Annotated in this window: 27 protein-coding genes and 1 pseudogene; 16 read left to right on the forward strand and 12 right to left on the reverse strand. The window is 70.4% G+C overall.

The genetic code is table 11. The features are described 5' to 3' along the window. From BLV39_RS36520 to BLV39_RS36540, 5 genes are all read right to left on the reverse strand, one after another. A complete protein-coding gene (locus BLV39_RS36520) occupies window positions 1–570 on the reverse strand; it encodes an RNA polymerase sigma factor (RefSeq protein ID WP_090802542.1) in 570 nt (189 codons plus the stop codon). A gap of 71 nt (window positions 571–641) precedes the next feature. Next, window positions 642–2,765: an alpha-L-fucosidase gene (locus BLV39_RS36525; RefSeq protein WP_090802545.1), complete on the reverse strand. Its 2,124-nt coding sequence runs from the start codon at window positions 2,763–2,765 to the stop codon at window positions 642–644. Between the two features lie 143 nt (window positions 2,766–2,908). Beyond that, a complete protein-coding gene (locus tag BLV39_RS36530) occupies window positions 2,909–3,880 on the reverse strand; it encodes a CU044_5270 family protein (protein ID WP_090802547.1) in 972 nt (323 codons plus the stop codon). Beyond that, window positions 3,880–4,488, reverse strand: coding sequence for an RNA polymerase sigma factor (locus BLV39_RS36535; RefSeq protein WP_090802549.1), 609 nt, complete (start codon window positions 4,486–4,488; stop codon window positions 3,880–3,882). Before BLV39_RS36535 ends, BLV39_RS36530 begins: the two co-directional genes overlap by 1 nt. 87 nt (window positions 4,489–4,575) lie before the next feature. After that, window positions 4,576–5,328 (reverse strand): TetR/AcrR family transcriptional regulator, encoded by a 753-nt coding sequence (locus BLV39_RS36540; protein WP_090802552.1) that lies wholly within the window; start codon window positions 5,326–5,328, stop codon window positions 4,576–4,578. A gap of 78 nt (window positions 5,329–5,406) precedes the next feature. On the opposite strand from BLV39_RS36540, the gene BLV39_RS36545 reads away from it, so the two are divergent. The 4 genes from BLV39_RS36545 (at window position 5,407) to BLV39_RS36560 (ending at window position 8,983) form a co-directional block, all read left to right on the forward strand. Next, window positions 5,407–6,930 carry an FAD-dependent monooxygenase gene (locus BLV39_RS36545; protein ID WP_090802555.1) on the forward strand — a complete coding sequence of 508 codons (1,524 nt, stop codon included), beginning with the start codon at window positions 5,407–5,409 and terminating at the stop codon, window positions 6,928–6,930. Window positions 6,931–7,037: 107 nt separating this feature from the next. Further along, a complete protein-coding gene (locus tag BLV39_RS36550; RefSeq protein ID WP_090802558.1) occupies window positions 7,038–7,517 on the forward strand; it encodes a hypothetical protein in 480 nt (159 codons plus the stop codon). Window positions 7,518–7,631: 114 nt separating this feature from the next. Next, on the forward strand, window positions 7,632–8,147 hold the full coding sequence (locus BLV39_RS36555) for an HAD domain-containing protein (protein ID WP_090802560.1): 516 nt from the start codon (window positions 7,632–7,634) through the stop codon (window positions 8,145–8,147). Between the two features lie 83 nt (window positions 8,148–8,230). Next, the gene (locus BLV39_RS36560) at window positions 8,231–8,983 is read left to right on the forward strand and encodes an SDR family NAD(P)-dependent oxidoreductase (RefSeq protein WP_090802562.1); all 753 of its coding nucleotides are present in this window, start codon (window positions 8,231–8,233) and stop codon (window positions 8,981–8,983) included. Here the strand turns inward: BLV39_RS36560 and BLV39_RS36565 are convergent. Beyond that, window positions 8,970–9,776 carry a LysR family transcriptional regulator gene (locus BLV39_RS36565; protein ID WP_090802565.1) on the reverse strand — a complete coding sequence of 269 codons (807 nt, stop codon included), beginning with the start codon at window positions 9,774–9,776 and terminating at the stop codon, window positions 8,970–8,972. The two genes, BLV39_RS36560 and BLV39_RS36565, sit on opposite strands and share 14 nt — an antisense overlap. 107 nt (window positions 9,777–9,883) lie before the next feature. Here BLV39_RS36565 and BLV39_RS36570 point away from each other — a divergent pair, with 107 nt between their 5' ends. From BLV39_RS36570 to BLV39_RS36595, 6 genes are all read left to right on the forward strand, one after another. Further along, the gene (locus BLV39_RS36570) at window positions 9,884–10,144 is read left to right on the forward strand and encodes a hypothetical protein (protein ID WP_204082677.1); all 261 of its coding nucleotides are present in this window, start codon (window positions 9,884–9,886) and stop codon (window positions 10,142–10,144) included. 166 nt (window positions 10,145–10,310) lie between these two features. Further along, a complete protein-coding gene (locus tag BLV39_RS36575) occupies window positions 10,311–10,634 on the forward strand; it encodes a YciI family protein (RefSeq protein ID WP_090802568.1) in 324 nt (107 codons plus the stop codon). Beyond that, window positions 10,631–11,863, forward strand: coding sequence for an RNA polymerase sigma factor (locus tag BLV39_RS36580; RefSeq protein ID WP_090802571.1), 1,233 nt, complete (start codon window positions 10,631–10,633; stop codon window positions 11,861–11,863). Before BLV39_RS36575 ends, BLV39_RS36580 begins: the two co-directional genes overlap by 4 nt. 55 nt (window positions 11,864–11,918) lie before the next feature. Continuing rightward, window positions 11,919–12,296: a DUF2089 domain-containing protein gene (locus BLV39_RS36585; protein ID WP_204082676.1), complete on the forward strand. Its 378-nt coding sequence runs from the start codon at window positions 11,919–11,921 to the stop codon at window positions 12,294–12,296. Then, window positions 12,296–12,553: a hypothetical protein gene (locus BLV39_RS36590; RefSeq protein ID WP_204082708.1), complete on the forward strand. Its 258-nt coding sequence runs from the start codon at window positions 12,296–12,298 to the stop codon at window positions 12,551–12,553. Before BLV39_RS36585 ends, BLV39_RS36590 begins: the two co-directional genes overlap by 1 nt. A 46-nt stretch (window positions 12,554–12,599) precedes the next feature. After that, window positions 12,600–13,019: an SHOCT-like domain-containing protein gene (locus tag BLV39_RS36595; RefSeq protein WP_090802576.1), complete on the forward strand. Its 420-nt coding sequence runs from the start codon at window positions 12,600–12,602 to the stop codon at window positions 13,017–13,019. 29 nt (window positions 13,020–13,048) lie between these two features. Here the strand turns inward: BLV39_RS36595 and BLV39_RS36600 are convergent, their stop codons facing one another. Further along, a complete protein-coding gene (locus tag BLV39_RS36600; protein ID WP_090802579.1) occupies window positions 13,049–14,311 on the reverse strand; it encodes an MFS transporter in 1,263 nt (420 codons plus the stop codon). A gap of 47 nt (window positions 14,312–14,358) precedes the next feature. On the opposite strand from BLV39_RS36600, the gene BLV39_RS36605 reads away from it, so the two are divergent. After that, window positions 14,359–14,709, forward strand: coding sequence for a MerR family transcriptional regulator (locus tag BLV39_RS36605; protein ID WP_090802582.1), 351 nt, complete (start codon window positions 14,359–14,361; stop codon window positions 14,707–14,709). 14 nt (window positions 14,710–14,723) lie between these two features. On the opposite strand, the gene BLV39_RS36610 is transcribed toward BLV39_RS36605, so the two are convergent. Both BLV39_RS36610 and BLV39_RS36615 read right to left on the reverse strand, forming a co-directional pair. Further along, window positions 14,724–15,686 (reverse strand): hypothetical protein, encoded by a 963-nt coding sequence (locus tag BLV39_RS36610; protein WP_143050044.1) that lies wholly within the window; start codon window positions 15,684–15,686, stop codon window positions 14,724–14,726. A 78-nt stretch (window positions 15,687–15,764) separates the two neighbouring features. Further along, window positions 15,765–16,274 (reverse strand): hemerythrin domain-containing protein, encoded by a 510-nt coding sequence (locus tag BLV39_RS36615; protein ID WP_176985251.1) that lies wholly within the window; start codon window positions 16,272–16,274, stop codon window positions 15,765–15,767. Window positions 16,275–16,431: 157 nt separating this feature from the next. Here BLV39_RS36615 and BLV39_RS44540 point away from each other — a divergent pair. The 3 genes and pseudogenes from BLV39_RS44540 to BLV39_RS36625 form a co-directional block, all read left to right on the forward strand. Beyond that, window positions 16,432–17,058 (forward strand): annotated as a pseudogene (locus BLV39_RS44540) (alpha/beta hydrolase); the annotation flags it as partial. Window positions 17,059–17,118: 60 nt separating this feature from the next. Then, window positions 17,119–17,775, forward strand: a complete 657-nt coding sequence (locus BLV39_RS44545; protein WP_239083547.1) for a class I SAM-dependent methyltransferase — start codon at window positions 17,119–17,121, stop codon at window positions 17,773–17,775. A 214-nt stretch (window positions 17,776–17,989) separates the two neighbouring features. After that, window positions 17,990–19,501 carry a hypothetical protein gene (locus tag BLV39_RS36625; RefSeq protein ID WP_143050046.1) on the forward strand — a complete coding sequence of 504 codons (1,512 nt, stop codon included), beginning with the start codon at window positions 17,990–17,992 and terminating at the stop codon, window positions 19,499–19,501. On the opposite strand, the gene BLV39_RS36630 is transcribed toward BLV39_RS36625, so the two are convergent. Beyond that, entirely contained in the window at window positions 19,498–20,001 is a 504-nt protein-coding gene (locus BLV39_RS36630) for a hypothetical protein (RefSeq protein WP_239083508.1), read from the reverse strand. The two genes, BLV39_RS36625 and BLV39_RS36630, sit on opposite strands and share 4 nt — an antisense overlap. Before the next feature lie 139 nt (window positions 20,002–20,140). On the opposite strand from BLV39_RS36630, the gene BLV39_RS36635 reads away from it, so the two are divergent. Next, window positions 20,141–21,373, forward strand: a complete 1,233-nt coding sequence (locus BLV39_RS36635) for an acyl-CoA thioesterase/bile acid-CoA:amino acid N-acyltransferase family protein (RefSeq protein ID WP_090802914.1) — start codon at window positions 20,141–20,143, stop codon at window positions 21,371–21,373. A gap of 30 nt (window positions 21,374–21,403) precedes the next feature. Continuing rightward, window positions 21,404–22,243, forward strand: coding sequence for an O-acetyl-ADP-ribose deacetylase (locus tag BLV39_RS36640; protein ID WP_090802596.1), 840 nt, complete (start codon window positions 21,404–21,406; stop codon window positions 22,241–22,243). 26 nt (window positions 22,244–22,269) lie between these two features. Here the strand turns inward: BLV39_RS36640 and BLV39_RS36645 are convergent, their stop codons facing one another. Continuing rightward, on the reverse strand, window positions 22,270–23,751 hold the full coding sequence (locus tag BLV39_RS36645; RefSeq protein ID WP_090802599.1) for a hypothetical protein: 1,482 nt from the start codon (window positions 23,749–23,751) through the stop codon (window positions 22,270–22,272). After that, complete coding sequence (locus BLV39_RS36650) at window positions 23,748–24,263, reverse strand: SigE family RNA polymerase sigma factor (protein ID WP_090802602.1); 516 nt, start codon at window positions 24,261–24,263, stop codon at window positions 23,748–23,750. The genes BLV39_RS36645 and BLV39_RS36650 overlap by 4 nt, the downstream gene beginning before the upstream one ends. Window positions 24,264–24,358: the final 95 nt, after the last annotated feature.

Consider the following 24,358-nt stretch of genomic DNA (forward strand, 5'->3'; position numbering starts at 1 on the left):
TCATGCGAGGCCGACGGCCGGACGGGCGAGCACGGCGCGGACGAGGCGGCGCGCGCGATGCAGACGGACTCGCGCGGCGACGGGGGAGAGCCCGACCGCGATCGCCGCCTCCGCGACGGTGAGGCCGTCCACCGCGACGAGTTCGACCAGCGCCCGGGTGTCCGCGGGCAGCTCGCTCAGCGACCGATGGACACGGCGGGCGGCCGACTCGGCGTCGATCCGCTCCTCGATGCGGGCGATGTCGTCGGCGTCAAGGTCCCGCCGTCCGGCCAGGCGGCCGGTCACCCGCAGTCGTCTGGCCGCCCGTCGCCCTTCGTCGGCGATGACGTTGCGGGCCACGCCGAACAGCCAGCCGATCTGGCTGCCCCGGTCCGGCCGGTAGCCCGCCGCCGACTCGATCACCGCCAGGAACACGTCGGCGGTCAGGTCGGCGGCGAGGTGTGGGTCGTCGACCCGCCGCGCCACGAACCGGCCGACCGCCTCCACGTGCCGCCGGTAGAAGACCTCGAAGGCCACCGGATCGTCTCCGATGCCGGAGATGTCACCGTCCGCTGAGCCAGGGTCATGCACAGGCCGTCCCCTCGTCGCCGTCACACCTCTTCTTCGGAGGGCGAAGCGCGAGTGTTACAAACAATCCGGCCCTACTGGGCGACCACGTCGAACCGGTCGACGAGCATGTACGTGCCCGATCGTTTGACGCCGCGCAGGGTGTGTGAGCCCTGGGGCAGTCCGCGGACCGTGTAGATGACCTGCTGGGTCAGGCGGGTGCTGCTGCTCGTGTCCACCGTCGCCCGCAGCACGCCGTCGAGGTAGATGTCCACCTGACCCTGGTCGGAGTAGCGCTCCGAGAGGTAGTCGATGCCCGTACCGTTGAAGGTGTACGTGAACGACCCGCCGTTGGTGGTGGTGTAGTGCACGTCGTCGTTGTAGTCGCCGAGGCCGCGGGCACTGCTGACGGACCAACCGCTGCTGTACGTGGCCACGTTGTCGTTCAACCGCTGGATCGTGCCGGTCGCGGCCGGGTAGAGCTGTGACTGCGGCACGATCTGGGCGGGTGTGTTGGGGCTGCTCCAGATGAGCTTCAGGTACGCCGAGCCGCCCTGCTCGGTGTGTTCCAGGCGGATGTCGTGCCGGCCGGCGGTGAGTGTGACGCTGCCCTGGTCGACGGTCGGCCCGTGGGGCGCGGTGTTGCCGATGACGAGTTGGCCGTCGATCCACAGCCGGACCGTGTCGTCCGATACGGCGGTGAAGGTGTACGTCTCGGAGTGCCGCGGCTCGATCGAGCCGGTCCAGCGGCTGGCGAAGTTGTCCGTGCCGATCGCGGGGGCGGGGGAGCCGCTGAAACGCCAGGCGTAGTTGACGGTCGGGTCCGTGCGGGTGACCGCCGGCGTACCGGTGAAGGTGGTGTTGTTCCAGAACTCCGCCTTGAGGCCCGACCCGGTGCCGACCGCGGTGGGCGCGGGGGTCGTGATGTCGACCTCGATGACGGTGGCGATCGCGTTGGTGGCGCCGCCGCTGGGCAGGAAGTCGTAGCCGTCGCCGGCGGTGCGCACACTGACCGGTGAAGCGCTGCCGAGCACTCGTGCGCCCGTGACCATGAAGGGTGAGCGTTGGCTGAGGTGCAGGGTCGTGGCCCAGTTGTTGACGATGAGGTAGAGCTTGTTGCCCTTGCGGGTGACCTTGCCCCAGGCGGGTTGGTTCACTACGCCCGGGTAGCCCGCACCGGTGACGGCCGCGCCGTTGACGGACATCCAGGTGCCGATGCCGTTCAGGGCACCGGACTGCCCCGCCGTGATCGCCCCGGTGGGGGTCGGGCCGACGTTGAGCAGGAGGTTGGCGCCGTTGCTCGTCAGGTGGGCCAGGTCGCGTACGAGTTGGGTCGGCGATTTGAAGTTCGTGTCCCAGGCCGCGTACCCCCAGGTGTTGTTGATCGTCAGGCAGGTCTCCTGCAACTGCGCCGAGGGCGGGGAGCCGGCGAGGGCCTGTTCAGGGGTGCCGTAGTCGCCGTCGACGGGGCGGCGCTTGCCGATCCGGTTGTTGGTGATGACCTGGGGTGAGATGCCGCGTACGAACCGCTCGAGGTCCTCGCCGTTCTGCTCGGACCACGGGTTGGTGGGGTTGGTCTCGGTCCACTCGCCGTCGAACCACAGCAACGCGGGGTCGTAGTTGGTCACGAGCTCCTGTAGCTGCGCCTTCATCTTGGTGACGTACGCCGGGAAGTTGGCGACGAAATCCGGGTCGTGCCAGTCCCAGATCGAGTAGTAGAAGCCGAGTTTGATGCCGTTGGCGGTCGCGGCGTCCTTGAGCTCGCGCAGGAGGTCACGGGAGAAGCCGGAGTGGTCGCGCAGGTTCCACCGGTTGACGCGGGTGGGCCACATGGCGAACCCGTCGTGATGCTTGGAGGTGATGACGATGTACTTCTGACCTGCTTGCTTGGCCATCTGCACGATCGTGTTCGCGTTGAACGACGCGGGGTTGAAGGTGGCCGCCTTCGCCTCATAGTCGCTCCACGGGATGTTGCACTGCCGCTTGATCCACTCGGCCTCGCGACAGGTGCCGTATTGGCCCTGATAGACGGCGTACGGACCGAAGTGGATGAACATGCCGAAGCGGGCCTCGTCGAACCAGCGGGTGCGTGCCCCGCTCAGCGCGTCGTCGACTACGTAGTTGTCGCCCGGTGCGGCGGCGACCGGTGCCGCTGGGATGACGATCGCCGCCGCCACCGCGATGAGCAGCGACAGTCCGATGCGGAGCGGTGCGCGCATGGTGCCCTCCGGTGGACGTTCGGAGATTGACGAGACTCGATAATACTCCCGAAACATCGGACGTCCGTCAATGACGGACGACGATCGCCGAGATGAAAGAAGTCAAACTTCAGACATCCCGGCGAATTCATCGGACGAGTTGTTCAGTCGACCTGGCCTGGCGCGTTGACGATCTTTCCGGCGACCCGCACCAGTTCGACCTCGACGTCACCCTTCTTCAGGGCGACCCCCTCGGGCGTGGTGTAGTCCTTCACCACCGCCGTGCGGCTTCCGAGGAACTCGTGCGTGGTCGGGTCGAGCAGGATGTCCTCCTGCCGCCAGCCGTCCTGGACCATGCCGACCGCGATCGCCGGGCGGCCGGCGAAGTCGACCGGGTCGGTGGACCGGGTGACACCCGGGATCAGGGCCAAGGCCCGCAGCAGCGTCGCCTTCACCGAGGGCGGCAGGACGTTGTCGCGCAGCATCGCGCTGATCAGCGAGTACGGGACGGCGTCGTGGTCGGTCTTACCCGGCGCCGCCTTGGCCCGCACCCAGTCGAGCAGTGCCTGCGGCTGGGTGGGCAGCCCGGCCAGGGTCGGGTAGTCCCGTGGCGGCATGACGATCGGGATTTCCGTGGTCTCCGGCGAGACCTGGAGCTTGCCGTCGAGCAGGTCGGCGGTCTGCAGGCCGTCAGCCCGCTGCCACGACCTGGTCGTCTCGCTGGTGGCCTGTCCCTTGTCGACGGCGATCTTGCCCCGGACCATCTTCAGCTCGACGTAGGTCCATTGATCGGGCCGCGGCGGTGTGAACGGCTCGGTCTCCGCGGTCGCGGCGGCGAGCTCGAAGGTCTCGGCGACCGAACCGCCGGCCGCGTAATCGGTCTGCTCCCCGGGCGTCTGGCCGGAGCCCCCGACCGCTACCACGCCCGCCGCCACCGCGGCCGCCGTGAGAGTGGCCAGGCCGGTCCGCCATGCCCAGGACGGCAGGCGTCGGTGCCGCGGCTTGGTCCGCTCGGCCGGGCGCGCCTGGTCGGCGATCCGGTTCAGCAGCGCCGCCCGCGCCTTGGCCTGTGCGTCCGCCGACGGCGGCTCGACCTCGGTCCAGTTCTCCCGCAGTGCGGTGAGCTCGTTCGTCATCACAAGTCCTCCTTCGTCGCGGTGGGGTCGGCGCCGCCCAGCGCCGCTTTCAACTTCGTGCGTGCCCGATGCAGCCGGGACCGGACGGTGCCGGCGGGGACCTCCAGTGCGTGGGCGACCTCTTCGCTGGTCAGGTCGCCCCAGGCGACCAGGAGCAGCACCTCCCGGTCCGGCGGGGCGATCTGCTCCAGGGCCGCGGCGAGCCGGCCACGCACGGCCTGGGCGTCCAGTCGCACCGCGATCCGGTCGGCGGGGCCGTCCACACTGCGCGCGGTGGTCTGGTCGGCCCGGGCCAGCGCGCGGTACCGCCGCGCCTCGGCCCGTTGGTGGCCGGCGACCAGGTTCGACGCGATGCCGAAGAGCCAGGGCCGGGCGCTGTCGTACGCGGTGTCGAAGCGTTGCCAGCGGTCGAACGCGGCCAGGAACGTCTCCGCGGCCACGTCGTCCGCCAGGTCCTGGCCCAGCCGGCGGCTCACGTACCCGTGGATGGCGGGGTAGTAGCGGTCGAAGATCGTGCCGAACGACTCCGGATCCGTGTGCATCCGGCCGATGATCTCGGAGTCGGTCTGTCCGGTGTCGGTGTGCACTTCCGGTGACACCACACCCATGCGGCCTCCCTCTGTCCGGGCCCCGCGTTGCGAGGGGCTCGCACCTACTTCGCCGATGCGGCCGGAAGTGTTCGCGAAGGAGATCGGTCAGGCGTTGGGCAGGGTCAGCTTCCACCGGTCGGCCACGCCGTGCAGCAGGGTGGCCAGGCCGGTGCGGAACCGGTCCCGTTCGGACAGCGGGCCGACCAGCCGACCCCAGGCCTCGTGCGGGTCGTCGCCGTCGCCGAACAGCGCCGCGGTGTGCGGGAACTTCCCGGTGGCGAGCTGGGTCTGGCCGAACCGGATGGCGGCGTCGATCGGCGACTCATTCGAGGTGGACTCGCCGGCTTCGCGCACTTCGGCCGTGCGAAGCGCATTGCCGTGTACGTAGTCGTCGACGATGTTGATCAGCAGGAACTTGTCCGGCGCGTCGAGGCCGGTCCCGGCGAGGGCGGCGAGCGTCTGCTCGAAGTGCCGCATGTTGTTCGGCCCGACCGGTGCGTTCTGCAGCGAGTGCAGCGCCCAGAGGTGGCGGGTCAGGACGTCCCAGGTGCGCAGAGCGATCGCGGACAGCGCGTCGTACCAGTGCGACGGGAGCTCGCCTTCGGGGATCAGCACCTCCGCCATCAGCGCGTCGTCCATGAGGGCGACGAGCTCGTCCTTCGTCCGCACGTAGTGGTAGAGCGTCATGGTGCCGGCGTTCAGCTCGCTCGCGACGCGGCGCATCGACACGGCGGCGAACCCCTCCGCGTCGGCGATGGCCAGCGCGGTCAAGGCGATCTGGTCGCGGGTGAACTTCGGCCGGCGGGTGCCCGGCTCGTCTCGGGTCCAGATCAGTGCGTCGTCGTCCGCGCTTGCCATTCGTACACCGTACCGCTAGCGTTATTGGTACGTCGTACGACAATATCGTACGCGGTACGAACAGTCGGGGAGGACGTCATGACCGAGGTGTTGATCGCTGGAGCCGGGCCGACCGGGCTCACGCTGGCCTGCGAGCTCGCGGTGCGGGGGGTCGAGGTGCGGATCGTCGACCAGTCGCCGGAGCACTTCGGCGGGTCGCGCGCCGACGGCATCCAACCTCGGACCATGGAGGTGTTCGAGGACCTGGGCGTGCTCGACCGCATCCTGGCCGGCGGAGACCTGGGCATCCTGATGCGCGCCTACCAGGGCGACACGGTCATCTGGGAGGGCAGGATGAGCGAGGCGGAGGAGCCGACGCCCTCCGTGCCGTACCCGAACGCCTGGTTCGTGCCGCAGTTCCGCACCGAGGAGATCCTGCGCGAACGGCTGGCGGAGCTCGGCGTGCGCGTCGAGCTGTCGACCGCGCTGGTCGACTTCACCCAGGACGACGACGGCGTGACCGTTTCTCTGGCGACCGCGGACGGGCGCACATCGCGGGTTCGCGCGCGCTACCTGGTCGGTGCCGACGGCGGCCGCAGCACGGTCCGCAAGGCGCTCGGCATCGACTTTCCGGGCGAGACCGACGAGTCCACCACGATGCTGTTCGCCGACGCCCGCGTCGAGGGCATCGGGCGCGACCACGGCCGGATCTGGCGGGTGGGCGAGGGTGGGGTCGGGCTGACGCCGTTGGCCGGCACGGACCTGTTCGTGGCGGTGGCGCGCCCGCCTTCAGACGCGGAAGAGCCCGTTCGCGACTATCTACAGCGGACGGTCGAGGAGGCGTCCGGCCGGTCCGACATCGTGGTGCGCGAGGTGACCTGGCACACGACGTGGCGGGAGAACACCCGGCTGGCGTCGCGGTTCCGGGACGGCCGGGTGTTCCTGGTCGGCGACGCCGGGCACGTGCACCCGCCGACCGGTGGGCAGGGCATGAACACGGGAATCCAGGACGGCTACAACCTCGGGTGGAAGCTCGCCGCCGCCCTGGCCGGAGGCCGGGACGTGCTGCTCGACAGCTTCGAGCCAGAGCGGATGGCGGCGGCCCGGATGGCGCTGGACCTGGCGACCGGTCTGCTGGAGAAGCATCGCCGGGGTGACGAGGACGCTCACGTTCGTGGGCCCGAGTTGCGCGGCTTCACCCTGAACTACCGCGACGGGCTGCTGAGCGCCGACGATCGGCAGGCACCAGGGGCAGTCCAGGCCGGCGACCGGGCACCGGACGCTCCCGTCGGCGGCCCGGCCACGCGGCTGTTCTCGTTGTTCCAGGGACCACATTGGACGCTGCTCGCGTTCGGGGCCGACTCCTCGGACACGGTGGCGGCGGTCAACGAGCGGTTCGGCGGGGCGATCCGGGCGTGTGCCGTTCTCCCCGCCGGTGGGTCGGCCGACGAGCATGCGGTGGTGGACACCGACGGGCACGCACGGGCCGGGTACGACGTGGCGGACGGCACGCTGGTGCTGATCCGGCCGGACGGCTATGTCGGCCTGGTCACGGTGGCCGCTTCGCGGGTGACCGATTACTGGACCGCGCTGCACGGGCTGTTGCCCGCGGCCCGGGTGTGACGAGCGTTCGTCTCCCAGCAACCACGGCCTCGCGTGCCGCTCATATGGGGTGCGCGCGGCTCGCCTACCGTCGTGGGTCAGCCCGCTCCCGAACCGGAAGAAGCACCGTGGACTCGGCACTCGCGATCGTCATCGGCGGCACTGGGATCTTCGCAGCGACCGTCGCCTATCTCGTCACGCTCGGCGACCACGGACGTCAGCGGGCCGCATTGGCCGCCGCGGGTGCCGCGGTCGCGGTCGCCGTGGGATTCCTGCTGATGCTCCTGATGGCCGAGGTCTCCGTGCTCGCCACCACGGGGTTGCTGGCGCTGCTGGCGGGCGCGGTCGCCTATCGGGTGTTCCTGCGGGACCTCGGCCGACGCCGGGCGATGCTGGCCACGGCGGGGGCGACGGCGGTCGTCACGGCCAGTTTCGTCCTCGTGGTCTACCTCGCGTTCGTCGCGTTCGTCGCGGCGGTCGGGGTCTACCTACTCGTGCGTGTGCGGCTGCGGATCAGTGCCGCACTGGTCCTGGCGAGCACCACACTCAGCGGGCTGCTCGCCACGGCAGCGCTGGCTTTCTGGCTCAGCCTGTCCTACGCCATGTGACCGGTCCTCGCGCTCATGAGGAATGTCGGAGGCCGAGGTCGCGTAGTTGATCGTCCGCGAGGAGAGCTGACCGCTCGAACTTTGCTGCGTGACCGCTGACGGCAGAATGGGCTGATGGAGCACCGGCCCCTGGTCTTCGTGGATGTCGACGGACCGCTGATCCCCTTCAAAGCACGTCTGTCCGTCCGCCGCCGCTCGGACGACGCCGCCAGCGGCAATCCGATCCTGGAGCGGCTGGACCCCGCCGACGGCCGCCGGCTGCTCGCCCTGGGCTGCCCGCTCGTCTGGGCGACCACGTGGATGGGCGACGCGAACGAGGTCGTCGCACCGCGGCTCGGACTCCCGACGCTGCCCGTCGTCGAATGGCCGGACGAGGACGAGGAGCCACCGCACGGTCTACATTGGAAGACCGCGTTCTTGAGCAAGTGGGCGGGTGCGCGTCCGTTCGTCTGGATCGACGACGAGGTCGCCGACGTCGACCGCCGGTGGGTCGCGGCCCATCACCCGGTGCCGGCGCTGCTGCACCGGGTCGACCCCTACGTAGGCCTGACCGACGCGGATTTCTCCGCTGTCCGTGACTGGCTCGCACCTCGTTCGATACCTCCGGGGTATCGGTCCTTGCCGAACTGATCATTGTTGGTGCCGCTCCCGCGAGATGCACTGGCTAGGCAGGCGGTCAACGGGCCGCCGTCCGAGTCAGGGGAGTGCAGAGAATGGGTCAGCTCGACGGCAAGGTCGCCGTAGTGACCGGTGCCAGCGACGGCATCGGGTTCGCCAGTGCGTTGCGGTTCGCCGAGGAAGGCGCGTACGTCTACCTCACCGGGCGCCGCAAGCCGGAGCTCGACGAGGCCGTCGTGCGGATCGGGGCGCACCGCGCCAGCGGCGTGCAGGGCGACGTGAAGGACCTGGCCGACCTCGATCGGCTCTTCGCCACCGTCGGCGCCGACGGGCGGCGGATCGACGTGCTGTTCGCCAACGCGGGTGGTGCGCCGATGGGTCCGTTGGCCGCGGTGACCGTGGCGGACTATGAGCACGCCACCGAGGTCAACCTGCGCAGCGCGCTGTTCACCGTGCAGAAGGCCCTGCCGCTGCTCAACGACAACGCGTCGGTCATCCTCTGCTCGTCGACCACCGCCGGTCGTGGGGCCGCCGGCGTCGGGCTCTACTCCGCGGCCAAGGCCGGCGTGCGGTCGTTGACCCGTAGCTGGGCCAACGAGCTGAAGGACCGGGGCATCCGGGTCAACGCGCTCGCCCCGGGCGTCACCGACACGTCTCTGGTGCGGGGCAACGCGCCCGCCGGGGTCAGCCCGGACGAGTTCCTCGCGATGCTGGCCACGATGGTGCCGCTGGGGCGCAACGCCGAGGTGGCCGAGCAGGCCGCCGTCGCCCTCTTCCTCGCCTCGGACCAGAGCAGCTTCATGACCGGCTCCGAACTGTCGGTGGACGGCGGCGTCAACCAGATCTAGCCACCGCGACCGCGGTGCTGACGAGCCGGTCGCGCTCGGTCGAGCCGGTGGTCTGGGGCCAGGCCATGACGATCTGCCTGGCCGGCACGTCGACAACCGGCACGGCGACGACGGACGAGCCGAGTCGGTCGGTCACGCTGGCCCCGGACAGGACCACGAGCTCGCCGAGCGCGATCCGGTCGACCAGCTCGTCCAGGGCCACCGCGGGCGGCTGCGCCTGGAAGAGGTCGTCGCTCTCCAGGTCGGCCACGGTCAGCTTGTCGTACGCGGCGAGCGGGTGATCGGCAGGGACCAACGCGACCTGGGTCTCCTCGGCGAGGTCGACCGCGTCCAGTCCGTCGAAGTCGTCGCTGCTGCACATGAACGCCGCGTCGGCGGTGCCGGCGCGCACCGCGGCGCCCGTGTCGGTGGTGAAGTGCACCTCCACCGGTACGGGGTCCGGGCCGTCCCGGTAGGCGTCGAGCATCCTGCCGAGCAGGCGTGCGCCGGTGCCGGCCGGGGCGGCGAGCACCAGCCGTTCCGGCCGGGCCGCGCGCTGGGTACGCCGTACCGCGTCGTCGAAGGTCGCGAGGATCTTGCGGCTCTCCTTCAGGAACACCTCGCCGGCCGGCGTGAGGTCGACCCGCCGGCTGGTGCGCTCGAAGAGCGGCACGCGCAACCGGCGCTCGAGCCGGCTGATGGCCCGGGACAGCGGCGGCTGCGCCATGCCGAGCTGCTCGGCGGCGCGGCCGAAATGCCGCTGCTCGGCCACCGCGACGAAGTAGACGAGGTCCCGGACCTCCGGACGATCCATACCCCAACGGTACCGATCACCGCCGAGGCCGGACACGGGCCTAAGAATGCTCAAATGTGGCGTTTTGCGGAGATAAGCTGGCCCCGCCCGACCTGAAGGAGTTGGCAGTGGCCACGTACCTGATCACGCACGAGGTCGACGACGTCGACGCATGGATGGCTTCGCCCAAGCGGAAAGAGGCCTTCGGGCCGCTGGGCATCAAGGTTCGCGAGTTCTCGGACCCGTCGGGCTCCAACCGGGTGGGTCTGATCGCGGAGATCCCCGACATGGCGGCGTTCCAGGAGTTCATGTCCTCGGACGCGGCGGCGGCGGCGATGAAGCACGACGGCGTACACCCGGAGACGTTGCTGATCCTCCGCGAGGGCTAGACGCGATTGCCGGCACGGCGGATCGGGGGTGTCAGACCTCCGCCGCCGTGCCGCGCTCTTTTCTTGAAAGATTTCCCGTGGCGGTGTCTGATCGCGGCAGCCGCGTTCGTGGCAGTTGTGAACGCCGTGCACAAGCGGAACGTCCACCAACGGGAGATGAGCCGAGATGCAGTACCTGTTCTCCGTGATCCACGACGCGGACACCCTCGCCACCGACGAGGAGATGGCCGCCATCGACGTGTTCAACGACAAGCTCGTGGCCGAGGGCCACTGGGTCTTCGCCGGTGGCCTCGGTGCGCCCACGACGGCGACCGTCATCGACAACCGGGGAGCGGACGCGCTGTTCACGGACGGGCCCTTCGTGGAGTCGAAGGAATACCTCGCCGGCTTCTGGATCATCGAGGCCGACGACCTCGACGTCGCGCTCAAGATCGCCGCCGAAGGCTCGAAGGCGTGCAACCGCAAGGTCGAGGTGCGGCCGTTCCTGTGAGCGACGTCGACGCGGCGGTCACCCGGGCCCACCGCGGGGAGTGGGCGCGAGTGGTCGCCGCCCTGACCCGTCGTTTCGGTGACCTCGACATCGCGGAGGAGGCGGCCGCCGAGGCGTTCGCGACCGCTGTCGAGCGGTGGCCGGCCGACGGCGTGCCCCCTAACCCCGGCGCCTGGCTGACCACCACCGCCAATCGCAAGGCGATCGACCGGATCCGGCGGGAGAGCAAACGCGACGACAAGCAGAAGGAGGCTCGGCTGTTGTACGACGAGGACCCGCCCGAGCCTCTCGGCGCGATCGACGACGAGCGCCTCCGGCTGATCTTCACCTGCTGCCACCCGGCACTGGCGATGGAGACCCGCGTGGCGCTGACCCTGCGCATGGTGGGAGGCCTGACCGTCGCGGAGATCGCCCGCGCCTTCCTGGTGCAGGAACCCGCCATGGGACGGCGGATCACACGCGCGAAGGACAAGATCAAGGCGGCGCGCATCCCGTACCGGGTGCCGTCCGCGGAGGATCTTCCGTCCCGTGTCTCCGGCGTGCTCGCCGTGCTCTTCCTCGTCTTCAACGAGGGCTACCTGGCCAGCGGCCCGGACACCGATCCCGTGCGCCAGGACCTGACCGCCGAGGCGATCCGGCTCACCCGGGTGATCCGTGCGCTCCTGCCGGACGACGGTGAGGTGGCCGGGTTGCTGGCACTGATGCTGCTCACCGAGGCCCGCCGGACCGCCCGCGTCTCGGCCGGCGGCGAACTCGTCACCCTCGACGAGCAGGACCGCGGCGCGTGGGACGCCTCCCTGATCGCCGAGGGCCATCGGCTCGTGCGCGAGCGCCTGGCGGCGGGGGTGGCGCCTGGTCGCTACCAGCTCCTCGCGGCGATCAACGCCGTGCACACCTACGCGCGCGACATCCGTGACACCGACTGGTCGCAGATCGTCGCCCTCTACGACCAGCTCGCCCGCATCGACCCCTCGCCGATCGTCGCCCTGAACCGGGCCATCGCGGTCGCGGAGCTCGACGGCCCGGACGTGGCGCTGGCAGCCGTCGAGCGGCTGGAGGACAGGTTGGCGGGCTATCACGCGTACCACGCGACGCGCGCCGACCTGCTGCGCCGGCTCGGCCGCAGCCAACAGGCGCGCGCCGCCTACGACCAGGCCATCGCGCTGGCGGGCAACACCGCCGAGACCGCCTACTTGAGCCGCCGGCGCGATCAACTAGGCCGATCTTAAGAAAATTAAGATCGACATCTTGAAAGTCGAACTTCTGGCGCGTACAACTTTAGTTATGACAGAACAGGCGATGGACTGGCAGGAGCTCACGAACCTGACCCGGGGCCAGCCGTTCGTCGTCGAGCGGGTCCGCCTGGCGGGCAACGGTGTCGCGATCGAGGGCGAGTTCGAGTTGCCGCAACTGGCTCAGCTCAACGTCGAGGACCAGGTCTTCGTCACGGCGTTCGTGCGCTGCCACGGCTCCATCAAGGAGATGGAGCGGATCTTCGGGGTGAGCTACCCGACGATCAAATCGCGACTCAACCGGATCACCCAGATGCTCGACTTCGTCGAGACCGATCCGGCACCGTCGCGCACCGACGTCATCGACCGGCTGCGCCGCGGCGAGCTCACCGCGCAGCAGGCACTGTCCGAGTTGGAGGGTCGCGCGTGATGCCGCAGTTGGTCACCGTCCGGGTCAAGCGCCCGACCGGTCGCCTCATCCGGATCTGGGTCCCGTTGCTCCCCGTCGCCCCCGTGCTGCTGCCGGTGCTGGTCCTGGCCGCGTTGGTGGCGGCGGTGGCGGGAGCCGTCTATCGCGTCAGAGTGCTGACGGCGCTGGGCACCGGCTGGCGCGTCTTCTCCGCGCTACGCGGCACCCAGATCGACGTCGAGCAGGGCCGCACGGCCGTGCTCGTCTCCATCCGGTAGGCGCGAGGCCTGCCGGCCGAGGTTTCCATCGAACAGGGAGGTCCCGATGAACGAACAGCGCAAGGACATCCTCGACATGCTGGCCGAGGGCAAGCTCACCGCGGTCGAGGCCGAGCAGCTCATCGCGGCGCTCGAACGGGGCCAGCCGCCGGCCGCGAGCGTCGAGACCCGGCCGAAGGCCAAGGCGAAGTACCTGCGGGTCCAGGTGGACGCCGTCGAGAACGGCGAGCCGGGCCGGGTCAACGTGCGGGTGCCGCTGCAACTGCTGCGCGCCGGCGTGAAGCTGGCGGCCCTGATCCCTCCGCAGGCCCTCGGCAAGGCCACCATCGAGCTCAACAAGTCAGGCGTGCCGTTCGACCTGACGCAACTCAAGCCCGAACAGCTCGAGGCGCTGATCGAGCACCTCGACGAGGTGACGGTGGAGGTCGACCAGGCCGATGCCAAGGTGCGCGTCTTCTGCGAGTAGGGCGGGAGGACCCCCGCGGACTCGCCCGCCTACGAAGACGGCTGATACGACGGCAGCGTGCTCGACGGGTGAACCGGCTGGGGCCAGCGCCGTTCGATGAGGGCGCACAGGTAGCCCGCCACCGTCACGATGACGGCGAGCGCGACCCAGCCGAGCCTGCCGCCGTCGATGCACAACGTGATGACGACGACCGGTGCCACCGCCTCGATGAAGCCGTGTCCCAGCCCGACCACCCCCTGGTACTGGCCGTGCGCCTCCGATCGGGCCAGCGCGAACGAGAGCTCGAACGTTCCGGCCGCCTGCCAGACCTCGGCCAGCGAGTGCACGAGCACCGCGACCAGCAGCAGCGCGACCGTGACCCACGCCGACGGGCCGGAGGACAACGCCATCAGGATCCAGGCGACCAGGAACAGCGGGCCGGAGCGGGCCAGCAGTCGGGCCGCCGTCCGAGGGCCGTCGATCGAGCGGGTGGCCGGGATCTGGGTGACGGCCACCGTGACCGCCGCGACGAACAGGACCAGCGCGGCCATCGAGCGGGGCGCCGCCGTGCGCAGGACTATCCACACTGGAAGCGCCTGGACGAGCACCCAGTACTGGAGGCTCGCGACCGACGACGCGGCGGTGAAGGCCAGGTAGCGCCGATCGCGGAGGGCCAGCCAACGACCGGCGGCCTGGGCCGACCCGGCGGTTCGGGTCGGGGGGAGGTGCGGCAGCCGGGCCAGCACGGCGGCCGCGACCAGGAACGTCACGGTGTCGGTCAGGACCATCACCACGTACGCGGGTCGGCTGTCGACGGCCAGCACCACAGCGGCGCCGAGCATGCCCACCGCCAGGCCGACGTTGGTGACCGCGCGCAGGTACGTGCGCAGCGCGGCGCCCTTGCCCTCCTCGGCGAGTACGCCGATCATCGCCCCGCGCGCACTGCCCGAACCCGCCCGGCCGATCGCCGCGACCGTCGCCACCAGGATCAGCGTCCACACGTCGCGCACCAGCAGCAGGCCGACGCTGGCGACGGCTTCCAGCAGCATGGCCGCGATGACGACCTCGCGCGCGCCCCGGCGGTCGGCCTGGTCGCCGATGAAGATGCCGGCGCCGAAGCCGATCAGCGAGCCGACGGTCAAGCCGACGCCCGCGGCCGTCGGGCTCAGGCCCGCGGAGCGGATGAGGAAGATCGTGCCCGCGGACAGGAACAGCCCCATGCCGACGGTGTTGACGAGGGTCGACAGCGCCAGCAACCGTTGTCGGGGGTCCTGCGGGCCGCGCAGGTCGTCGCGCAGTCTGGTCAGCAACATGGTGGGACCGTAAGGTTTGACATGGGTGTCAAGGTCAAGAGTGGACGATGCTGATCAATCAGTTGGCTCATCGCACGGGCGTGAGCACGCGGGCGCTGCGGCACTACGACGGCCTCGGGCTGTTGTCGTCGCGGCGCCTCGGCAACGGCTACCGCGACTTCGCGGAGTCCGCCGTCGAAGAGGTGCGCCGGATCCGGCTGCTGCTCGACATCGGCCTCGGCCTGCAAGCGGTCGCGCAGGTGCTGCCGTGCTTCGACCAGGACGGAGCCCTGACGGCCTGCCCGACCGCCCGCGAACGACTGCGCGGCCAGATCCGCGACCTCGACAGCTCCATCGCTGAACTGCAGCGCACCCGCGGGTTGCTGGCCGGCGCGCTGGACGACCTGGTTGACATCTGAACAGGGTCCGAGCGTTAGCAGTAGCCCTCGTGCAGGTACGGGCGCTGGCCCGGTTCGCCGATGTCCAGCGGGATGTCGACCGCGGCCGGTAGCTGGTCGAGGCTCGCGTTGGGCAGGACGAACTCGTGCCCTGTGTAGCGCTGCCGGACCGACTGGGCGGCGGCCGGCGCGCAGATCAGCGGGTCGGCGTAGGTGTTGTAACCGATCCCGGCACCGGTGTTGAGGAATCCGGCGTCCTGGCACTGATACAGCACCGCCCGCAGTGCCGCGGCGTTGCGCCGGCCCGCATATTGCTCGTCGAAGTTGGCGAAGCATTGGGTGGACTCGGCGCCTTCGTAGGGCGACGGTCCGGCGGCGGTCAGCGCGTCCAGGAAGTCCGCGTCGCAGCCGATGTCGGCCGACGGGAATGCGCCGGCCAGGAGGTCGTCGCGCCGGCAGCCGGTCACGTGCTCGAAGGCGTCGACCACGTCCTGGTCGCGGCCGATCCGCGCGTACGACCGCTCGAGCTCACGTAGCGCCGCGCGCGGGATGCCGAGGTCGACCAGGCGGTACCACGCGGCGAACGTCGGCACCTTCGCGTGGACGCCGCGGGGGAGGGTGTAGACGGCGAGGTCCATCGGGTAGGGCCAGCTCTCCAGGCCCGGGAAGCCCACGTACGACAGGATTCCGACGCCGACCTTCGCGGGCTCGTCGCCGTACCGGTGGCGCAGCTTGAGGTATGCCTCGAGGTTGTCACTCGACCCGGCCCAGGCGTACGCGAAGCCCGCGGGGTAAAGGAAACTGTCGCCCCGGCTGTGCACGGTGGCGAACAGGGTGGGTGCGACGCAGCGGACCTGCTTGGCCTGCCAGGCGGCGCGATATTCGCTGGGTGTGCTGATGCAGCGTTGGCCCGCAGCGGCCGGGGCACTGGCGGCGAGACCACCGGCGACCGCGAGAACGATGGCGCAGAGGGAGGCGAGCATCCGGCTGTGGCGCATCGACGGCTCCTAGCGGTCCGGGGTCACGCCAGTCTCCCCGTTGTGAACCACCGCTGTCGATGCCGGAACGGACGCTCCTCAGCGCCGACCCGGCCAGCTCTTCCAGTTCGCGAGGACGGGCCCGAGCTGGGTCTCCTCGTACGCCAGGTGCTCGAGCAGATGGTCCGACAGGGCCCGCAGCGCCGTGACCAGCTTGCGCCGGGGCGCGGCGTCGTTGCCGCCGAGTTGGCGGGCGGCGCCCTCGACCTCGTAGAGCATGTCCTCGACGAGCCGGTGGTCGGCCTTCAGCTTGGCCACGGTCCCCTTCAACTGCGGCGCCGCGCGTACGACGGCCGGGAACAGCGCCTCGTCCTCGTTGTGGTGGTGCCGGTGCACGACCTGGCAGTAGCTGAGGCAGTTGACCCGTAGCTGGAACAGCGGCCCGTTGGTCTTGAGCCGGTTCAGGCCGGACCTGACCTCGCGGGCGGGTGCCCCACCGGCCGCGGCGTCGGCGAGCTTCCGGACGGCCGCGAGATCCCGCTTGAGCATGTTGTGCACGGACTTCAGCTCTTCGAGCAGGGGGTTGCGCCGAGGAGCGGTCCCTTTCATCGGACAAGCATGACCGACCCAAAGGCGGAAAAGCGCGGTTGGTGACGTATATCCCGTCGCCGGGGTTGATCTATCCTGCGGTGTGCTCATCGACGACATCGTCGCGATGCGGGCCCGATCACGCGCCCGCGCCGCCGCCCGCCAACCGGGGCCGGCGATGCCCACCGAAGATCGTCTCATCGGCGGTGTGCCGGTCCGCGTCTACCAGCCGGACGCCCGGCCCGTGGTGGTCTACCTGCACGGCGGAGGGTTCGTCTTCTGCGATCTTGAAACCCATGACTCCCTGGTACGCCGGCTCGCGGCGGCGACCGGAGCCTGCGTGGTGGCGGTCGACTACCGCCTGGCGCCGGAGCACCCGTGGCCGGCCGCGGTCGACGACACGGTCGCGGTCATCACCGCCCTCTCCGCAGGCGACAGGCCGGTCGCGGTGGCCGGCGACTCCGCCGGGGGCATGCTCGCGGTGCTGGCCGCACTGCGGCTGCCCGAGGTCCCGCTGCTGGCCCTGCTGCTCATGTGCCCCAACGCCGACCCGACGCTGAGCTCGCCGAGCGTGGCCGAGTTCGGCGGCGCGACGCTGCGGGAGTGGATCGACCTGTGGCTGCCGGACCCGGCCGTCCACACCTCGGCCGAGGTCAACCTGCTCGCCGCAGACCTGCGGGGACTGCCGCCCACGCTGCTGGTCACCGCCGAGCTCGACGCCCTGCGCGACGAGGGCGAGGCGTTGGCGGCCCGGCTCACCGACGCGGGCGTACCGGTGCGGCACTGGCGCGAAGCCGGCGCCGAGCACAACTTCCCGACCCTGCACGACAGTTCCCCAGAGGCTGCCGCCGCCGAAGATCGCTACCTGCTCGCGGCGGCCGAGATCCTCAATGGCGCGGGCTGGCTGGCGGACACCCGTAGCTCGTACGACACGGTCGCGGGCAGCTATGCGGACCAGGTCCGCGACCTGCTGGCGGACACACCGTACGAGCAAAGCGCCCTGGCCCTGTTCGCCGATTTCGTCCGCGGCGGGCCGGTCGCCGACGTGGGCTGCGGATCCGGTCGCATCACCGCGCACCTGCACGAGCTTGGCGTCGACGCGTTCGGGATCGACCTGTCGCCGAAGATGGTGGAGGTGGCTCGCGCTGAACATCCCGGGCTGAGGTTCGACGTGGGATCCATGACGGACCTCGCTCTGGCCGACGAATCGGTCGCCGGCCTGGTCGCCTGGTATTCGCTGATCCACGTACCCGACGACGCGCTCGGCGCGGTCTTGAAGCACTTCCGGCGGGTGCTGCGTCCCGGCGGCCCACTGCTGGTCAGCTTCCACGTGGGCGACGATTCCCGGCTCAAGACCGAGGGCTACGGCGGCCACCCGATGAAGGTGTACGTCCATCGCCGTCAGCCCGACCAGATGGCGGCCCGATTGCGGGAAGCGGGCTTCGCCGTCGAGGCGCAAATGACTCTCACGTCAGCCGAAAGCCGGCTCGGCGCCATCGTCTTCGCGCGCCGCCAGTCTTAGTCGAATTACGTAACTGCCGACCGGTTGGACGATCCGAACGCGACCGACTGCCGGGCCATGATTTAGCGGTAACCCGATCCGCGAAATTGTTCAATCGCGGATCTGTGTGTCATTGATTGCGGAGTCGCAGATGTTCGCTCGGACGACTGTCCTGAGCCGTGATTGGGTTTACCGGATTCTTCTCGCATCGGCCCTGGGGTTGGGGATTGTCGGTGTGTCCCGCGTGTGGTGGGCCGGCCTGGGGCTGTGGAAGGACGAAGCCGGGATCGCGAACAACCTGAACCGTTCGTATCTCGCGCTCACCGGACATCTCACCTATGAACAGGTCGCCCCCGTCGGCTGGCTCTGGCTGGAGAAGACGATCCTCGAGGTCTTCGGCGCGGGCGACCGGGTGGTCCGCCTGCCGTCCTACCTGGGCGCGCTGGCGGTGCTCGGCCTGGCCACGCTGATCGCGCACAGGGCCATCGGCCGCGCCGGCGCGGTGGTGGTGGCCGGCCTGCTAGCGGTGTCGCCGACGCTGCTGGTCTACTCGGGCGAGCTCAAGCAGTACACCTGGGAAGCCGGGGTGGCGGTTGCCCTGCTCGTGCTCGGCGCCTGGGCACACGGCGCGATCCGCTGGGCCGGTCGCGGTCTGTGGTCCTCGGTGGCCTGGGTGGCCGCGACGGGCGTGGCGGTGTTCGTCTCGTACAGCGCGATCCTGGTCGTGGCCGCGGTGACCGCGGCGGTGGTGGCGATGCACGCCCTGCGACGCGCCTGGGCCGACGCGGCCTGGCAGGCCGCGCTGTCCGTGCCGGCCGGCCTCGCCGCGGTGTTCCTGGTGGCCCGGCGTCACCAGTTCTCCTTCTATCCGGGCCAGACCGACTACTTCGAGAACGGCACGGCGCCCAAAGGGGCGGGCGTCCGCGAGCTCCTCGCGTGGCCCCCGGACCTGTGGAGGCAGTTCGTCGGCACGCCGATGCACTGGCAGCTCGGTTGGCTGACGCTCCTGCTGATGGTCGTCGGTGTTGTCGCACTGTGGCGGCGACAGCCGGTGTGGGCGGCGTTGCTGGCCTCGGTCTTCGTCGTCGCGTTTGGTGGGGCCGCCGCACGCGGATACCCGATGACCAGCCGCCCCGCGACCTACCTGATCGCACCGGCGGTCCTACTGGTCGTCGCGGGCCTGGATGGGCTGGTGCGGGCCGTTCGTGGCAGAGGTCGGCCGGTGTTAGCGACCGTTGCTCTGGTCGCGGTGCTGGTCGGTGTGGCGGTGATGGTCCGCCCGGTGTACGGCACGGTCCGCAAGGAAGTAGCGGTACCCCAGGGCAAGGAAGCGTTGCGTGACGCGTTGCGCGACATCTCCGGCCAGGTGCGCGAGGGCGACCTGGTGCTCGTGTATTACTTCGGCAAGGCCGTCACGGAGTGGTACAGACCCCAGCTCGACCTCGGTGAGCAGGTCCTCTACGTGCGGCTGTGCCAGCCGGACAGCGCGGTCGAGGCGAGGACATCGCTGTGGGAGTCCATTAGCCAGGCCAAGCGGGTGTTCTACGTCCAGGGCAGGCTGAACGCCACGACCCGGCGGGACAACTTCGACGTGTCCGTCCAGGCGCTGGCCACGATCGGCACGGTCAAGGAACGCCATGACGCTCCGCGCGACCGCATCGGCCCGCACTCCTGGGCCCTGGTAGAGATAAACCGAACGCAGCCGGCGCCGACCTCAGTCGCCGAACCCTGCCTGGAGCTTCGCTAACGACCGCCGTACAGGTGAACACGTTCGTCGACGTCGCGGTCGGGCTCGCCGTGGACGAACCGGTCGCCGCGCACGTGGCCGTAGCCGACGTGGACCAGCCAGTCCTCGTAGTACCAACTGGGGTCGCACATGCAGCCGGTGAACCGGAAGTTGGCCCGGTAGCGGCCGACCTGACCGTGCGCGAGGGTGAAGAGGCGGGTCGAGGCGCGCGGCCTGGGGTATGCGGCCCGCCCGGGCAACCGGTTGATGGTCGCCGCCGGGCCGTCGAGGGACAACCACAGGGCGAGGTCGCGGGCCAGCTTCAGGCCGCCGGCCGACACGTTGTCGCGGCGTGCGTATCCGGCCGCCTCATCCGACAGGACGTCGTGGAACACCACCTCGCCTGACGGCAGCGGGTCCGGAAGCGTCACCGGGCGAACCAGGCCGCGGCGGGCGTTGGCCTGCGGCGCGCCGCGCCCGGCGGCGCTCCACCGCACGCGCACCCGCTGAATGACGATCACACCCCACCATGGCTCGGCCGCCGTCGGCGACGCCAGCGATTTATCTGTTCCTCGTCGGGGACGCGAGCTGGCACGGCACGAGCACGGTCCGCGAGGCCCGCACCAGTTCTCATTGAGATCCATCGTTACCGTGTACGGCATGCGCCTTCGTCGTTGCCTCGTCGGCCTGACGGCTGTCGCCCTCACGGTCGGTGGCGCTGTGGGCTGCTCGGCGCGGCAGTCGACGGATGCCACGATCGATGTGGACGCGGCCGTCGCCTTGGCCGATCAGCCCGTCCAGGTGCGGGTGTCGGGCCTGCACGCCGGGGAGACCGCAACGGTCGCGTCGCACGCGGTCGACGCCGGTGGAACGCGTTGGAGCGGTGAGGCGACCTTCGAGGCCGACGGCGCCGGTGTCGTCGACCTCGCCCGCTCCGCGCCCGTGTCCGGCACGTACACCGGCGTCGACGGTATGGGTCTGTTCTGGTCGATGCAGCCGGCGACCGGCGATCGGGAGGGCGCCTGGTTCAGCCCCGACTACCCCGATGCGGCGGGAGCGTACGAGGTCCGCCTGAGTGTTACAGCGGCCGGCCAGGAGATCGCGGCCCGGACCGTGACTCGGCAATGGCTCGCGCCCGGCGTGACCCATCGCGCCCTCACGCTTGGCGCCGACGGACTAGCCGGAGTCTTGTTCCTGCCGGCGGCCGGTGCCGTGCGCCGCGCCGGAGTGCTGGTTCTTGGCGGGTCCGAAGGCGGCATAGGAGGCAGGTACGACGCCGCCCTGTTCGCCTCGCACGGCCATCCGGCGCTGGCGTTGGGCTACTTCGGCGCGCCGGGGCTGCCCGAGGCTCTCAGCGACATACCGCTGGAGTACTTCGCCGCGGCGGCGCGGCTCCTGCGAGGGCAGCCCGGGGCCGATCCGGGCGGGGTGATAGTCAACGGCTATTCCCGCGGCAGCGAGGCGGCGCTGTTGCTGGCTCAGTCCTTTCCGGACCTCGTTCGTGGCACCATCCTGTACGCGCCCAGCGACTCGGTCTGGTCGGGCTACCCCAAGCACGACAACGCCTGGACCATCGGCGGCGCCCCGGTGCCGCAGGGCGAAATCCCCGTCACGCGCGTGCGAGGTCCGGTCCTCACCATCGCCGGCGGCGACGACGAGGTCTGGCCGGCCGCCGAGCAGGCGCGGCGGATCATGCAACGCCTCGACGACGCCGACGTGTCCGCCGCACACCAGAACCTGATCTATCCGGACGCAGGCCACGGGGTCGGCAGCTTCCCGTACGTCGCCGCCGGCACCGTCTTCCGCGCCTCTGCGATGGGCGGCACCCGCCAGGCCAACGCCGCAGCCCGCAGCGACGGCTGGCCGAAGGTCCTCGCCTTCGTGGCCGCCTAGCCACCACCGCCGTCGGGCAGACTGTTCGGCGTGCCAGTTATCACCGCCGTGCTCGGCGACATCACCACGCAATCGGTTGACGCCGTGGTGAACCCGGCGAACAGTGCCATGCGCGGCGGTGGGGGTGTGGACGGCGCTATCCATCGTGGCGGGGGGCCGGCGATCCTGCGCGACTGCGTCGCCCGGTTTCCGGATGGTCTCGCGACCGGTGACGCCGGGTGGACGACGGCCGGTGAGCTGCCCGCCCGATGGGTGATCCACACGGTCGGGCCGAACTACAACGCCGGGCAGCGCGACCGTTCCCTGCTGGTGTCCTGCTATCGACGCTCGCTCGAAATCGCCGACGAACTCGGTGCGCGCAGCGTCGCGTTCCCGATGATCAGCGCCGGCGTCTTCGGCTGGCCCCTTGCCGACGCCATCGCCGCGGCGGTCGAGACGATCGCGGCGGCGGAAGGCCGGGTCGACGACGTGCGGCTGGTCGCGTTCGACGAAGCCGTCTACAAGCAGATCCGCGCGGCCGTCTGGGTCCGTTTCCCACCGCCCGTCGGCGAGGGCACGGTCGGCTCGTTGTTCGAGCGGCGGCCGACCCAGTTCGGGCTGCGCGGCGACTCGTACCTGTGGCGCGAGCTGCGCGCCCGGTTCGCCGACACGCCGCTGCCGGAGGACTGGTTCGCGCTGCGGAAGCTGCTCACCGACGCCATCGAGCAGGTCGTCGGCGAAACGCTCAGTGACGGCGCGGCACACGTCTACCTCGCCGAGTACGACCCGGGCCACGGGATGTCCGCGGGTGCCGTGCAGCTTGGGTGGTGGGCACAGACCGGAGTGCCCATCCTGCTCGACCGCTACGAAGCGGTGCGCCGGCCCGACTGAGACGCGCCCAGCCGGGCCGGTCGCGACTACCAGGCGTTGACGAGCTGCTCCCCGAACAGCGTGTTTCCCTTGGCGGGGTCGTGCATCGGCGCGGTCGCCAGCACCGCGCCGGTCGCGTCCAGCGCCCGCAGGGTCACGTCGCCCCGGTGGGGGATGTCGACGATTCCCGCGCCGTTGGTGAGGAGGCCCGTCGTCCACGCCTGGCGGCCGTTGGCGAGGGCTTCGACCCGGACCGTTCCCGGTGGGGCCAGGACGAGCAGGTTGTCGGTCCGGACGGCACCGAGATCCTTTCGGGCGGGTACGCGTACCGCCATCAGCTCCGACGACGCCGTCGGCGCCGTTGCCGCCCAGGACAGGTTGGCGATGAAGTCGCCGCCCGGCTCGTTCGGCTGGTAGTACCGACGGGGCTCGGGGGTGGGGCCGGCCGCGACCATGAAGCTGGCTCCGTCGCCGACCTGGAGCACCGCCGGGCCCGCTCCCGACGCCTGGCTGACGAGCACGGCGGGGGTCGCTTCGCCGTCGACGCCGGGCACAGAGCCGCCCCAGCGCACGACGGGGGTGCCGGCACGCACCCCGGCGTGGTCGACCAGCGCACGGTAGGCGCCCAGAGCGGTAGCCGCCGTGGCCAGATTTACGGTTCCCCGCGCCGCCAGTACATCCTCCGGCTTCGTCTGGTCTTTGCCGTCGACGCCGTCGTCGTGCTGCCCCTGCCACGTCGCGGGGGATTGGGAGCGCACCACGCCGTCGCAGGTGACTCGCCAGAGCTCGTTGACGGTGGCGTTCTCGGTCAGGAGGTAGTCGCCGGTCGGCGAGGGCTGCCACGTTCGGCGTACCGTGCCGTCCGGCTGAACGACTCCGTCGCTGGAGCTGTCCATCGTGCATCCGGCCGGGGCCAGACCGAGCGAGAACTGGTTCCATCCGGCCATGGCGCCGCCCCAGGACTCACTGTGTTTCGTGAGTGGCTCCACCCAGCCGCGACTGACGCCGCTGCCGCCGACAAGCTCGGCTGCCGACGCCCCGCGGGGCGCCGTCCGGGTGACGAGCATGGCCGCGGACGTCGAGTAGTACGCGACGGCGACGAACCGTGAGCCCGAGAAGTCGTGTGCGAACAGCACCTTGATGCTCGGCGCCGTACCCACGAGGTCCAGTCCGTTGCTCCTGCTCCCGGTTTTGGCGAGCTCCCGCGTGAGGTCCTGGATCAGCGGTTGGTCGTTGCCGAGGTTGCCGCGGGTGGGCGAGTCGATCAACCGCCACGTCCACGACGAGGTGACCGGGAACCCTTCGAACGGCCCGGGATCGACGGGCGGCACATGCGGGCGACCGGCGTTCAGCGCGGCCGGGCCGGCCAGCGCCATCGTCACCACCACCGCCACGGCGGCACCCAGAGCCTTGAAGCGGCGCCACCGCCGGCGGCGTGCCCGGCGCAGCACCGCTTCGTACGGGTCGACGTCCGACGTCACGGCAGCGGTGAGCCGGTCAAAACCCGTACGCAACTCTTCGACGCTCATGCGTGGCCTCCTCGAACCGCTTGCACCGGACGGGCAGTGACGGGCGGCGCGAGAACGACCCGCAGCCTGGCCAGTCCGCGGGCCGCCTGACTCTTCACCGTGCCGACCGAACAGCCGAGCACGGCCGCCGTGTCCGCCTCCGAAAGGTCCTCCCAGTAGCGGAGGACCAGTACCGCGCGCATCCGCGTCGGCAACTGAGCCAGTGCGGTGAGCAACTCGTCCCGCTCGACCACGGCGTCGGTGGAGTCGGGCCGCCACCGCTCTGGGACCAGGGCCGTGAGCAACTCCCGCGAACCGACCCGGCGCCACCTCGCGGTCCGCTCGTTCACCATGGTCCGGCGGAGGTAGGCCATCGGGTCGTCCACCCGCGACCACCGGCGCATCACCTTGACCAGGGCGTTCTGGACCAGGTCCTGGGCGGCGTCGCGGGACCCGCTCAACAGGTACGCGGTGCGCAACAGGTCCACATAACGGACTCGAACAAACTCTCGAAACCCATCGTCGTCGTCCACCCAGCCTCCTCGTCGAACACACTGTCACCCGCATGGATGCGAAACCGCGGTGAAAGGTTGTGTCCCGGACGTGATTGGCTGACGCTCTACGGTGG

The organism is Asanoa ishikariensis (assembly GCF_900107455.1).
GTDB classification, from domain to species: Bacteria; Actinomycetota; Actinomycetes; order Mycobacteriales; family Micromonosporaceae; genus Asanoa; species Asanoa ishikariensis.

Excerpts from the sequence above, each read along its gene's own strand:
- BLV39_RS36535 (WP_090802549.1), bottom strand. The coding sequence starts at position 4,488 with ATGGGTGTGGTGTCACCGGAAGTGCACACCGACACCGGACAGACCGAC.
- BLV39_RS36635 (WP_090802914.1), top strand. The coding sequence starts at position 20,141 with ATGCGCCTTCGTCGTTGCCTCGTCGGCCTGACGGCTGTCGCCCTCACG.
- BLV39_RS36610 (WP_143050044.1), bottom strand. The coding sequence starts at position 15,686 with ATGCGCCACAGCCGGATGCTCGCCTCCCTCTGCGCCATCGTTCTCGCG.
- BLV39_RS36530 (WP_090802547.1), bottom strand. The coding sequence starts at position 3,880 with ATGACGAACGAGCTCACCGCACTGCGGGAGAACTGGACCGAGGTCGAG.
- BLV39_RS36645 (WP_090802599.1), bottom strand. The coding sequence starts at position 23,751 with ATGAGCGTCGAAGAGTTGCGTACGGGTTTTGACCGGCTCACCGCTGCC.
- BLV39_RS36615 (WP_176985251.1), bottom strand. The coding sequence starts at position 16,274 with ATGAAAGGGACCGCTCCTCGGCGCAACCCCCTGCTCGAAGAGCTGAAG.
- BLV39_RS36565 (WP_090802565.1), bottom strand. The coding sequence starts at position 9,776 with ATGGATCGTCCGGAGGTCCGGGACCTCGTCTACTTCGTCGCGGTGGCC.
- BLV39_RS36560 (WP_090802562.1), top strand. The coding sequence starts at position 8,231 with ATGGGTCAGCTCGACGGCAAGGTCGCCGTAGTGACCGGTGCCAGCGAC.
- BLV39_RS36575 (WP_090802568.1), top strand. The coding sequence starts at position 10,311 with ATGCAGTACCTGTTCTCCGTGATCCACGACGCGGACACCCTCGCCACC.
- BLV39_RS36525 (WP_090802545.1), bottom strand. The coding sequence starts at position 2,765 with ATGCGCGCACCGCTCCGCATCGGACTGTCGCTGCTCATCGCGGTGGCG.
- BLV39_RS36555 (WP_090802560.1), top strand. The coding sequence starts at position 7,632 with ATGGAGCACCGGCCCCTGGTCTTCGTGGATGTCGACGGACCGCTGATC.
- BLV39_RS36595 (WP_090802576.1), top strand. The coding sequence starts at position 12,600 with ATGAACGAACAGCGCAAGGACATCCTCGACATGCTGGCCGAGGGCAAG.
- BLV39_RS36540 (WP_090802552.1), bottom strand. The coding sequence starts at position 5,328 with ATGGCAAGCGCGGACGACGACGCACTGATCTGGACCCGAGACGAGCCG.
- BLV39_RS36590 (WP_204082708.1), top strand. The coding sequence starts at position 12,296 with ATGCCGCAGTTGGTCACCGTCCGGGTCAAGCGCCCGACCGGTCGCCTC.
- BLV39_RS36605 (WP_090802582.1), top strand. The coding sequence starts at position 14,359 with ATGCTGATCAATCAGTTGGCTCATCGCACGGGCGTGAGCACGCGGGCG.
- BLV39_RS36600 (WP_090802579.1), bottom strand. The coding sequence starts at position 14,311 with ATGTTGCTGACCAGACTGCGCGACGACCTGCGCGGCCCGCAGGACCCC.
- BLV39_RS36585 (WP_204082676.1), top strand. The coding sequence starts at position 11,919 with ATGACAGAACAGGCGATGGACTGGCAGGAGCTCACGAACCTGACCCGG.
- BLV39_RS36545 (WP_090802555.1), top strand. The coding sequence starts at position 5,407 with ATGACCGAGGTGTTGATCGCTGGAGCCGGGCCGACCGGGCTCACGCTG.